Annotated in this window: 12 protein-coding genes and 1 pseudogene; 5 read left to right on the top strand and 8 right to left on the bottom strand. The window is 42.7% G+C overall.

The genetic code is table 11. From position 1 onward, the window contains the following. Nucleotides 1–695 (bottom strand): hypothetical protein (locus WC615_RS20245; protein WP_372979878.1); only part of this gene is annotated, 695 nt, incomplete at its 3' end. Between the two features lie 245 nt (nucleotides 696–940). Here WC615_RS20245 and WC615_RS20250 point away from each other — a divergent pair. After that, nucleotides 941–1960 carry a sensor histidine kinase gene (locus WC615_RS20250; protein ID WP_372979879.1) on the top strand — a complete coding sequence of 340 codons (1020 nt, stop codon included), beginning with the start codon at nucleotides 941–943 and terminating at the stop codon, nucleotides 1958–1960. Further along, the gene (locus WC615_RS20255; RefSeq protein ID WP_372979880.1) at nucleotides 1957–2670 is read left to right on the top strand and encodes a LytR/AlgR family response regulator transcription factor; all 714 of its coding nucleotides are present in this window, start codon (nucleotides 1957–1959) and stop codon (nucleotides 2668–2670) included. The genes WC615_RS20250 and WC615_RS20255 overlap by 4 nt, the downstream gene beginning before the upstream one ends. A 359-nt stretch (nucleotides 2671–3029) precedes the next feature. On the opposite strand, the gene WC615_RS20260 is transcribed toward WC615_RS20255, so the two are convergent. The 5 genes from WC615_RS20260 to WC615_RS20280 are packed head-to-tail and all read right to left on the bottom strand — an operon-like array spanning nucleotide 3030 to nucleotide 7950. Continuing rightward, nucleotides 3030–4049, bottom strand: coding sequence for an asparaginase (locus WC615_RS20260; RefSeq protein WP_372979881.1), 1020 nt, complete (start codon nucleotides 4047–4049; stop codon nucleotides 3030–3032). 35 nt (nucleotides 4050–4084) lie between these two features. Then, entirely contained in the window at nucleotides 4085–4852 is a 768-nt protein-coding gene (locus WC615_RS20265; RefSeq protein ID WP_372979882.1) for a TatD family hydrolase, read from the bottom strand. A 47-nt stretch (nucleotides 4853–4899) separates the two neighbouring features. Then, on the bottom strand, nucleotides 4900–5901 hold the full coding sequence (locus tag WC615_RS20270) for an FKBP-type peptidyl-prolyl cis-trans isomerase (RefSeq protein ID WP_372979883.1): 1002 nt from the start codon (nucleotides 5899–5901) through the stop codon (nucleotides 4900–4902). 50 nt (nucleotides 5902–5951) lie between these two features. Further along, nucleotides 5952–6923 (bottom strand): FKBP-type peptidyl-prolyl cis-trans isomerase, encoded by a 972-nt coding sequence (locus WC615_RS20275; protein ID WP_372979884.1) that lies wholly within the window; start codon nucleotides 6921–6923, stop codon nucleotides 5952–5954. A 16-nt stretch (nucleotides 6924–6939) separates the two neighbouring features. Further along, entirely contained in the window at nucleotides 6940–7950 is a 1011-nt protein-coding gene (locus tag WC615_RS20280; protein ID WP_372979885.1) for a bifunctional oligoribonuclease/PAP phosphatase NrnA, read from the bottom strand. A 129-nt stretch (nucleotides 7951–8079) separates the two neighbouring features. Between WC615_RS20280 and WC615_RS20285 the strand changes: the two genes are divergently transcribed. Together WC615_RS20285 and WC615_RS20290 are read left to right on the top strand one after the other, a co-directional pair. Next, entirely contained in the window at nucleotides 8080–8499 is a 420-nt protein-coding gene (locus WC615_RS20285) for a nucleoside-diphosphate kinase (RefSeq protein WP_191177112.1), read from the top strand. Between the two features lie 143 nt (nucleotides 8500–8642). Continuing rightward, nucleotides 8643–8843 carry a hypothetical protein gene (locus WC615_RS20290; RefSeq protein ID WP_191177111.1) on the top strand — a complete coding sequence of 67 codons (201 nt, stop codon included), beginning with the start codon at nucleotides 8643–8645 and terminating at the stop codon, nucleotides 8841–8843. A gap of 3 nt (nucleotides 8844–8846) precedes the next feature. On the opposite strand, the gene WC615_RS20295 is transcribed toward WC615_RS20290, so the two are convergent. Continuing rightward, nucleotides 8847–9137: a DUF721 domain-containing protein gene (locus tag WC615_RS20295; protein WP_372979886.1), complete on the bottom strand. Its 291-nt coding sequence runs from the start codon at nucleotides 9135–9137 to the stop codon at nucleotides 8847–8849. Further along, complete coding sequence (locus WC615_RS20300; RefSeq protein WP_372979887.1) at nucleotides 9130–10230, bottom strand: DNA replication/repair protein RecF; 1101 nt, start codon at nucleotides 10228–10230, stop codon at nucleotides 9130–9132. Before WC615_RS20300 ends, WC615_RS20295 begins: the two co-directional genes overlap by 8 nt. 669 nt (nucleotides 10231–10899) lie before the next feature. Here WC615_RS20300 and WC615_RS20305 point away from each other — a divergent pair. After that, nucleotides 10900–11138: pseudogene (locus tag WC615_RS20305) on the top strand (hypothetical protein); the annotation flags it as partial.

The raw sequence follows: 11138 nt of genomic DNA on the forward strand, positions 1-11138 counted from the left end.
CAAAATGTTTGGGTATAATGGTTGCCTTTGTTCTCGGCTTCGTTAACCAGTTTCCAGCAATCCACTTTTTGGTTATCCAGTGTGCCTATCACTTCACTGCCGGTAACTTTGTAAATGATGTACTCGGGCTTGCCGAAACCAGCATCGTAAAAGTTAATGGCGAATGTTTTACCTGCGGCCAGCGGCAACATTTCAAAAGTTTCTATATCCAGGTTCCAGTTAAAATTGGGGTTGGTAAAATTCAGGGCAAAATCTTTCTTTGTGTTTTGGGCAACAGTATCAGCCCCTTTTATTTGAGTGTCGCCCCAGTTATAGGCGCCAACTTTACCGGCGATGGTTTCGGTATGGTAAACAGGCGAAAAATCTTTTACGCGATTCACCGAATAGCCTGTACGATAGCTCATGGTATCACCTCCGTACCAGTGTTGCGTAGTGGCAAATACCTTTTCGCCATTGCGGGTCTCTATTTTTGTATCGCGCAGCCAAAGCCAAAACCTTAACGTTTTTGGGCTTTTAGGCATCTGGAAATATACCAGGTATTGACGCATACCGGGTTTTAAAGTGGCGGTATTCAGGCGATGATCTTTTAACCGGATGGTATCAACCTGTGCCGACGCATATTTTGGCTGGGCCGATAGAAATAAAGTGGTAAGGCTGGTAATGATGATACCAGTTATTGATGATTGTAATTTCATGATTAACGAGCTTAAGTTTTTATTGTTTCCCTCAAAACTGGTACTTGTGGGATAGCTCGTCAAATCATTTCAATAGTACATCTTATATATTCAGCTATTAGGCCGTTGTTTTCAATTGCATGCCTGCGGGGTCATTTATTTAATTATTATGCCGTTCATTTAAAATTTCCGTCAGTTAATTTAATAAAAATGCCAAGCTGTTTAAATAGGTAGGCATCTGCAAAAAAAGCTTTGTATTTTTAAGCATGTTATCGTTAAAAAGTAAACCCACCATAGGCCAGTTACAATGGATGGTGTGGGTGTTTGTTTTCCTGGTAGTGACGCTATCGCTGGTAGCGATGGATGGCTTTTTTCAGGGTGCTGTTTATGCACTATTAAACACCGCTTTTTACGCCGCAATTGTATATGGGAACATTCTTTGGCTTTTCCCCCGGTTGTACCTAAATGGTATGGTTGTTTGGTATGTACTTGCGGTGATATTATTCCTATCGGTTATTGGTGCGGCACGGGCCTTTGTTACGCTTTACGCTTATAATTTATTATTTGCCAAGCACCCCGAACCCATGAGCATGAAGGCCATTGCCAGCATGGTAGTAGGCGGCATTATGATATTCCTGCTTAGTTTTATCTTCCGGATAGCACTCGCTTATTTCACCCTAAAACAGCAATCAGAAGAGATCATCGCGCAGAAAACGCAGGCCGAGCTAAACCTGCTAAAATCGCAGGTGCAGCCGCATTTCCTGTTCAACACCCTCAATAATATTTATTACGAAGCTTACCTGGAAGCCCCACGCACAGCATCCTTAATAGAGCGCCTGAGCGATATTATGCGTTATTTTGTTGACGAAAGCCCCAAACAGGAAGTAAGCCTTGCTACCGAGATCCAGTTCCTGGAAAATTATATCGCGCTGGAGAATATCCGTATCCGTTATGGGGTTGATATTACCTTCAACAAAAATTGCGACACTACCAAAAGCTTGCCGCCTATGCTGCTGATCACCTTTGTTGAGAATATCTTTAAACATGGCATCGATAAAAGCAGCAGCCATAATAAAATAGAGATAGACCTGGTGCAACAAAACGGACGTTTGGTATTCACTACAACCAACACAACGCCCGGTAAACCATTAAACAGCCCATCCACCGGATTTGGGATAGAGAACCTACGCAAGCGGCTGGTATTACTTTATGGAAACGATTTTGAGCTACAGGTGCAAAACAAAGGCGATATTTACGTAGCTAACCTAAACATCCCACTGGCATGAATTTAAGGTGCATTATTATTGACGACGAACCCAACGCGGTTAATCTGCTGGAAGTGCTTATTGGCCAAACTACCCAATGGCAGCTTCTTGGCAAATGTTATAACGCATTAGAGGCAATGGATTTTCTGAAAAAACATACCGTCGATTTTATTTTTTTGGATATTAATATGCCCCACCTTACGGGTATGGAACTGGCGGGCCTGCTGCCTAAAGAAACCAAAATTGTATTTACCACCGCCTATGCCGAACATGCGGCCGATAGCTACGCTTTTCAGACCATCGACTACCTGCTGAAACCCATAACGCTGAAGCGCTTTTTGGCGGCTACCCAAAAAATTGAGGCAGCTTTTGGTAATGTGGTTGCGGTGACTGAAAAACCGGAAGGTAAGGTTGACGAGGGTTACTTCTTCGTAAAATCGGGTAAAACATTGCGAAAGATATTGCTGGATGAGGTGCTTTATTTTGAGGGCGAAAAAGAATACGTGCGCCTGGTTACCGGTACCGAAGAATTGCTGATATACCGCCGTTTAAAGGATATTGAAGGGCAACTTTCCGCCCCTTTTGTTCGGGTGCATAACTCCTATATTGTAAACACCAAACTACTCAGCAAGGTACAGGATAACCATATTTATATTGGTGATAAGCAAATACCGGTAAGTGATAAATTCAGGGAGGTGTTTATGGGGGTGATACGGCAAAGGATGTTTTGATAAAAGCCAGACCGTCATTGCGAAGTACGAAGCAATCTCTTTAGGAATAGCAATGTTTATACCTCCCCCGGCATGGCGAATTTATTTCGGCATTTATCATGCTTAGTAAACCACTATATTAATCCGCCCGCTCATTCGCCGCGGAAGGGCTGTTACTTTTTGCTTGATCAAAAGGTAACCAAAAAATCAAGACAGAAAAAAGCTTCCTACCACAGGCCTTTACCTTTTGGCCCGCTTTTCTGTCAGGCCACCGCTCGTTCATTTCCGTCCTAATTTTCGCTGCCGCGAGATTAGCGCAGCGTATCTCGTGGTATGGCATGGAGCAAGCTTTCAGCTTGCTCAACATCTTAGATTTTACCCTACGATTCCGTCAACTCACCCCTTAAGTCCTTCTCTAAGCAGCGTTTTACTTCTTTAGGATCTTCTATTTCGCCAAGCAGGTACATCATTTTAGTAACGGCGGCTTCGTAGGTCATATCGTAACCGTTGGCTACACCAATATCTTTTAGCTGCTTACTGGTTTCGTAACGGCCAAGTTCAACGGTACCCACTTTACATTGCGAGATATCCAGTACCACCTTGCCGCTGTCGATGGCATCCTTCAGCAGGTCGATAAACCATTGGTCGGTTGTGGTGTTACCCGCACCGAAAGTTTCCATTACAATACCACGCACATCGGCACCTAAAATGGTTTCTACAACTTTGGGGCTAATCCCCGGGTATAGTTTTAACACCGCAACATCGCTAATCAGCTTGTTATGGATCTTTAACGGGCCTTCCCCGGGTTCGCGGATATCATTCACGCTGAAACGCAGGTGTACGCCCGACTCTGCCAGTATTGGGTAGTTTGGCGAACGGAATGCCTCGAATTTTGATGAATTATATTTAAAGGCACGGTTACCGCGGAAGAGTTTGTAATCAAAATAGATACAAACCTCTGGCACGCGCGATTTATCATTCTTTTTAGCCTTGGCTATCTCGATAGAGGTCATCAGGTTTTCCTTGGCATCGGTACGTACCGCACTGATAGGTAGCTGCGACCCGGTGAAAATTACCGGCTTGTTCAGGTTTTGCAGCATAAAGCTTAATGCCGACGCTGTGAAGGCCATGGTATCTGAGCCATGCAGTATCACAAAGCCATCTACGGTATCATAATTGGCTTCAATAAGCGCGGCAAGCTCGCCCCATATAACGGGGTTCATGTTTGATGAATCAATGATATGCTCAAACGAGTGTACCTTAATTTTACAATTAAGTTTTTCAAGCTCGGGCACGTTATCCATTATCTGTTCAAAATTGATGGGTACCAACGTTTTTGTAACAGGGTCGCTCATCATACCAATTGTCCCTCCGGTATAGATGATCAATATCTGGCTCATTTAGATCAGGTTTATGCTGTAAAAATACTTTTTAATTATACACCAAATATCTTTTTTGAATTTTCCGTGGTTATTTCAGCCACCTCTTCAACAAAAATTTGGTATAGGTCCGCCACCTTTTGGGCTACGTAGATCAGGTAAGAGCTTTCGTTAGGTTTACCACGGTACGGAACGGGCGTAAGGTACGGAGAATCGGTCTCTAAAACCACATGCTTCAGGTCAATTTGCGGTAAGATTTTGTCAAGCCCCGCATTTTTGTAAGTAACAACGCCGCCGATGCCCAAATAAAAGCCTAAAGCAGTTATTTTTTGGGCCTGTTCAAGGGTTCCGGCAAAACAATGGAATATTCCGCGCAGGTTTTCATCCTGTTCATCCAATAAAACCTGGTAAACCTCGTCAAACGCATCACGGCAATGAATTACTATGGGTAATTTTAATGCCTTGGCCCATTTAATCTGCAATTTAAACGCCTGTATTTGCTCCGTTAAAAAAGTTTTATCCCAATACAGGTCTATCCCAATTTCGCCTATGGCATATATTTTATGCTGATGCAGGGCCGGTTGTATAACAGCCAGTTCTTCTTCCCAGTTATCTTTTACCGAGCATGGATGCAGGCCCAGCATAGGGAAGCAATTACCGGGATAAGCCTCCAGCAATTCAAACATCAGCGGTACCGATGCTGCATCAACGTTTGGTAAAAACAAACGGCTAACATCGTTTTGTATACATCGCTGCATCAGCTCCGAGCGCTTTACCGCGTCGGTTTCGTAGTATAAATGGGTATGCGTGTCTGTTAATACCATGGCACAAAATTAAAAAAGCCTTCTTTGCAGAAGGCTTTTCATTTAAATTAATTTTTCTTTTTTGCGGCAACCCGTTTTTTCAACGTGCCTTTTTTCTTTAACGGTGCTTTAGCAGCCGGTTTTACAGCATCGTGTTTAACACGCACCACCTTTACCAGTTCTAAATCAAATATCAATGTAGAATATGGTTTAATATCGGCACCTGCACCACGCTCGCCATAAGCTAATGCCGATGGGATGATGAACCTTGCTTTTGAACCTTCGTTCAACAGAACCAGGCCTTCGTCCCAGCCTTTAATAACACGGCCTGTACCTACGGCAAAGTTAATGGGTTCATAAGTACGGCCCGGTTGCTGTAGACCTGCAGCTTTGGCGTCAGCCTCTATGCTCGAGTCAAAAACTTTTCCTTCCAACGTGCGGCCAGTATAGTTTACATATACCGTATCGCCATTTTGCGGCTTAGGTTTAAGTCCTGCTGTTTTTACCACATACTTTAAGCCCGATGGTGTGCTTTTAGCCAAAATATTATTGTTTTTTATGTAGTTGGCAATAGACGCGCTTTCTGATGCTTTTAGCTGTTCGCTTTCGGCTTTTATTTTTTCCATAGCGGCATTACGCTCGGCCATAGCAGCCTCTAAACTTTGCGTTTGTAAAATTTTCACATTAAAAATAATGTTGCTGCCTTTTTTAAATATTGGCGGCATATCGGCTTCGTGCCCTTTAAATACACTGTCAACCGGTACTTTTACAATTACGCTATCATTAACCGATAAGAGGGGAAAAATATCCATCAGGTCGGCCACGTTATTTGATTGGCGCAACGGTGTTTTTATAGGTTGCCCCAGTTTATAAGTACTAAACAAAACCGAATCACTCTCGGTGCTTTGTACCGCATTAAAAGTGATCACATCCGTAGGTTGAATTTTTGCACCCGGGTTGGTGCTAATAATCTGGTACTGCGCCCCCTTGGCGGTACGTTTAAACTGCGCGCTGGCGTTAAAGCCAAACAGGCAAAATATTAAACCTAAATAAAAAGTATTTTTCATCATAATAAAAAAGCCTCCCGGTATACCGGGAGGCTGTATAAGTTTTATAAAAATTATCTAACCGCCGGCGCCGGAGCTGCTTTTGGTTTTGGAGCGTTAGGGTTTGGCTTAATAATGTTCACCATTTCAACATCAAATGTAACCGGTGAAAACGGGTTTATCATTGGCGGAGCACCTTGCTCGCCCCATCCAAGCTCAGACGGGATAACTAAAGTAGCTTTAGCACCTTTGTTTAAAAGCTGCAAACCTTCGTCCCAACCTTTAATTACACTACCCGGGCCAACTGCACCAACAACAAGCTTTATAGGCTCGTAAGTACGGCGTGGGTCAAACTGTTTTGTTTCTTTAAGTGCAACTTCTTTAATGCTGGTATCAAAAAGTTTACCGTTCAATAACCTGCCTGCGTAGTTAACTACAACAGTATCGCCGGTAACGGCGTTAGGGCCGGCACCTGTTTTGGTAATTTCATATTGCAGGCCAGATGCTGTTTTTGTAGTTTTCAGTTTTTTATCTTCAACATACTTTTTGATCTTGGCTGGCTCTTGTTTTTTTACAAGTTCGCCCTGTGCTTTAAAGTAATCGGTAATATGCGCATTAAAAACAGGTTCAGTTTGGTTACCTCTGGCAATTACTTTTTCAACTTTAATTTCGTAAACAAGGTATTTGCCTTTAATGCCCGGAGGCCTTGGAGCACCTTTTTTAAACATCGAATCAATGGCTAATTTAACAGTAGCGCTATCGCCTTCGCTTAAAAATAAAAACGCAGAGGTTACATCACCTTTACGCGGGCTTTTCTCCATGATCTGTGGCGCAGGGCGGCCCAGTTCATAAGTACTGCCTAATACAGAATCACCTTCTGTTTTAAGCACAAGGTTAAGGCTTACAAAATCGCCCGGCTTAATGGTGGGGCCCGATTTGTCTGTACGGATGTTGTATAACAACCCGCCGTCGGCTTGTTTAAATCCACCTTTGCAACTTGCAAGCCCTAGTGCTGCCGCTGCTATGATCATTAAATTTTTTCTCATTTTTTCTTTTAGTTCGTTATTGTATTAATAGTGTTTTATACTCGGGTAATATTTGTTTAAATTTATTAACGGTTCCTTCAAGCGTATCCTCAGACTGCCCGCCCGCCGCATTACGATGGCCGCCCCCCTGGAAATACTTTTTACAGATCTCATTAGCAGGAAATTCACCTTTTGAACGTAAAGATAGTTTAACCCTGTCACTACGTTCAACAATAAATGCTGCAAGGCGCACACTGGCTATTGACAGTGCATAGTTAACAATGCCTTCGGTATCGCCCGTGTTTACATCAAATTTGGCAATATCAGTTTTACTGACAGATATAATAGCCGTATTATACTCCGGGATGATCTCTAAACAATTGGCAAGGCAATGGCCTAAAAAGCGCAGGCGGTTTTCTGACGCGCTGTTATAAACCAGTTCATGTATCCTTGAGTTATTCGCACCGGCTTCAATTAAATCGGCAACTATACGGTGTACGGTTGCTGTGGTGTTTGGAAAACGGAACGATCCGGAATCTGTCATGATACCTGTGTATAAACAGGTAGCCACATCTTTATTAACAAGTTCTTTATGCTTAAGCTTCTCGGTTATAAAAGTATATACTAATTGTGCTGCCGCGCATGCATTAATATCCCAGTGGCGATAATCATCAAAATCTTCCGGCTCCAGGTGATGGTCTATCATCACTTTATAGGCGCGGCTTTCGCCAACCAGCACGCCCATCTCGTTGATACGGCCCAGTGCGTTAAAATCGAGGCAGAAGATGATCTCTGCTTCGGCAATTAATGTGGCAGAAAGTTTTGTGTTCTCTGTGTAGATGATCACCTCTTCGTTGCCGGGCATCCAGGTTAAAAACTCGGGATAATCTGTCGGGGAAATTACTTTTGCATGGTGGCCTTGCTGTATAAGGTAGTTATACAACCCTAACGATGAGCCCATAGCATCACCATCGGGTTTATGATGGGTAGTAATTACTATTTTACGGGGCTGATCTAAAAGTTCAGTAAGCGAGGCTAAATCCAACATCAATTTTAAAAGAGTTGCAAAGCTAATAAATTAATTAAATACGTATAGCTTATTTATAGTAAATGCTTTAATATACAGTAATAAAACGCTACTTTTGCGCCTCTTTTAATACATAAGCATATTTATACAATGGCAAATAACAGAACATTTACAATGATAAAGCCCGATGCAGTTGCTAACGGCCACATCGGTGCTATTTTAGACCAGATAACAAAAGCAGGTTTTAAAATTATAGCACTTAAATATACCTCACTTAGCGAGGCAAAAGCTGGCGAATTTTACGCTGTACATGCCGAGCGCGGTTTCTTTAAAGACCTGGTTACCTTTATGTCATCAGGCCCGATAGTAGCTGCTATACTTGAAAAAGATAACGCTATTGAAGATTTCCGTAAACTAATTGGTGCTACCGACCCTGCCAAAGCAGATAAAGGCACTATCCGTAACCTTTTTGCAAAATCAATTGATGCAAACGCGGTACACGGTTCAGACTCTGACGAGAACGCAGCAATTGAAGGCAACTTCTTTTTCTCGGCATTCGAGAGGTTCTAAGCTCCTGAAATTTAATAAAAAGCCATTTGTAGTTAACAGCTTACAAATGGCTTTTTTAATGTTTTTTTTATTGCTTATTAGAAACTAATAATCTACCTTTACACACCGGGTAACTTAACGCTCAGCCAATTAACACAATTGCCATGAAGTCACTATTTAAATATCTTATTTATTCAGTAATTATAGTGACTATCGTTATTGTCTCTATGGATATTTTCAGAAATCATCCTGAGGCGCAATTCGCATTTATATTCCCGGGCATCTTCCTGCTTGCCTTCTCACAAATAATGGACGATAGTTTCCGTAAGGTTTCTCACCGTTTACGCCTTTCACGCGGCAGGTAATTATTACAGGAATACGATCTCTACCACTAACTCGGTTTTAGCATCATCATTTATTTTTTGAATTATCTGGTTACGCATCATTACCAGTTCATTCTTTATTACCGACGATTCTATCCGCAGGAAAAGCCTCTTATCTTTTATAAATAATTCTTGGGTACGGTTAGCTACAGATTTGCCCACCAGGTCCGGCCAGGCAGATACGATGGCGGTCTCATCAAAGCGACGCTTTATTTTATACACATTAAGCATTTGCTCAATAGCGTCTTTCAGCGATTTATCATTGGCCTTACGCATCTATATTCCCTTCCGATACTTTAAATAGTTTTACATCAACATTTATCTTCTCAAAGATACCCTCAACCCGGCCCATGCTGGTATCAGTAATAAACACCTGGCCAAAATCATTGTTGGATACCATCTGCATCAGCTTGGTAACGCGGTTATCATCAAGCTTATCAAAAATATCATCAAGCAGCAATAGTGGTTTAAAGCCTTTCTTCTGCGTGAGGAAGGTATACTGTGCCAGTTTTAAAGCTATCAGGAAAGATTTTTGCTGCCCCTGCGAGCCAAACTTTTTCATGGGCATGCCATGGATGTTAAACTGCAGGTCGTCTTTATGTATGCCGGTTGTGGTACGCTCCAATACCCTGTCGCGTTCCATGGTTTTCTTTAACAGGGCGGCAAAGCTATCCTGCAGCAACTGCGATTCATAAACCAGTTCTACCTGCTCGGCATCTTCGCTTATAAACTGGTAGTGCTGGTTAAATATCGCGGTAAACATTTCCATAAAAGCACGGCGTTTTTCAAAAATGCGCGTGCCTGATGCCATGAGTTGTTCATCAAAAACAGCCAGCAGTTCAGGGTCGTAACGGCCGGTATCGGCAATTTGCTTTAACAGCGAGTTGCGGTTGGTTAATACCTTATTATAGGCTATCAGTTCGTCCAGGTAGTTATGATCAGTTTGCGAGATCACGTTATCGATAAATTTACGCCTCTCCTCGCTGCCTTCTATAATAATACTGATATCATATGGCGATATCATCACCAGCGGCAGCAGACCAATATGGTCGGCAAGGCGCTGGTAGTCTTTTTTATTCCGTTTAAACTGTTTCTTTTGGTTACGCTTTACAGCGCAGGCAACAACCTCTTTATTACCCCCCCTTTTAAAAACGCCGTTTATCATAAAAAAATCGGCGCCTTGCTTTATCTGTTGGCTATCAATGGGGTTAAAGTAGCTTTTACAAAGTGACAGGTAATGCACCGCATCCAGCAGGTTGGTTTTACCCGCACCGTTATTACCAACAAATGCGTTTACCCCTTCGGCAAGCGAAATTTCGGCCTCGGCGTAATTTTTAAAGTTAATAAATGAGAGTTGCTGCAGGTACATATTGAGGAGAGCAAATTTAGTGTTTTAGTTTTCAACTCAGCCGTCATGCCGAATTTATTTCGGCATCTCTCATGATAGGTGTACGCTAAACATCCGCCCGCTCAATTGCCGCGGGAGGGCTGTTACTTTGTCTTGATACAAAGTAACCAAAAATCAAGTCAGCAAAAAGGCTTCTTTGCCCACAAGGCCTTTGCCTCGCAAACCGGGCAGAACCACGGGCTGGAATCTTTTTGCCCCGCTCGCTCTTGCCCCCCCTTCTGCAAAAGTTCCTATGCCCCTGCCGCCCACAAGCCACCATTGTTCTGCCCGCTTTCGTCCGAAGCTGTTTTGCCTGACGCGGAGCTGTGGGAATCCGAGCAATCAGGAAAACCCTACAAATCACGGTTCATACAATCCCCGCGTTAGGGATAGAAGCGGATACCGGCCCCGAGCCTAAGGCCTGCGCAGTATGAGCGGATAGCCCGGGCCGCAGGCAACGCCATATTCATTATCTTCAAAATCTTCTTATTTACAATGCTTTTACATAAAAACCTCCCAACCCAACCAACTAAACACACCTCAATCCACCCTCACCTCACACCCAAACAATCAACACCTTAACTATCCAAAATTTAAATTTGCTAAAAGGATTGAAAACCGTATTTTTGCAAACTTAATTTTTAAATACAGATGTCAGCAACCGAGGTGAATACAAAATCTACAGCAAGCAAAAACAATGTTGTAAAGAGCGGTAGTTTTGTTCAGGAGAACCAAAAAAGCTTATTATTTATTGCAGCGGCCATTGTTATTATGGTTGTTATTTACATTGCATACCTTAAACTTTACCTTGCACCAAGGGAAACTACAGCTGCAAACCAAATGCACGTAGCGCAAGATTTTTGGGCTAAAAAAGATTGGGACAAAGCCAT

It is taken from the genome of Mucilaginibacter sp. (genome assembly GCF_041663085.1).
GTDB lineage: Bacteria > Bacteroidota > Bacteroidia > Sphingobacteriales > Sphingobacteriaceae > Mucilaginibacter.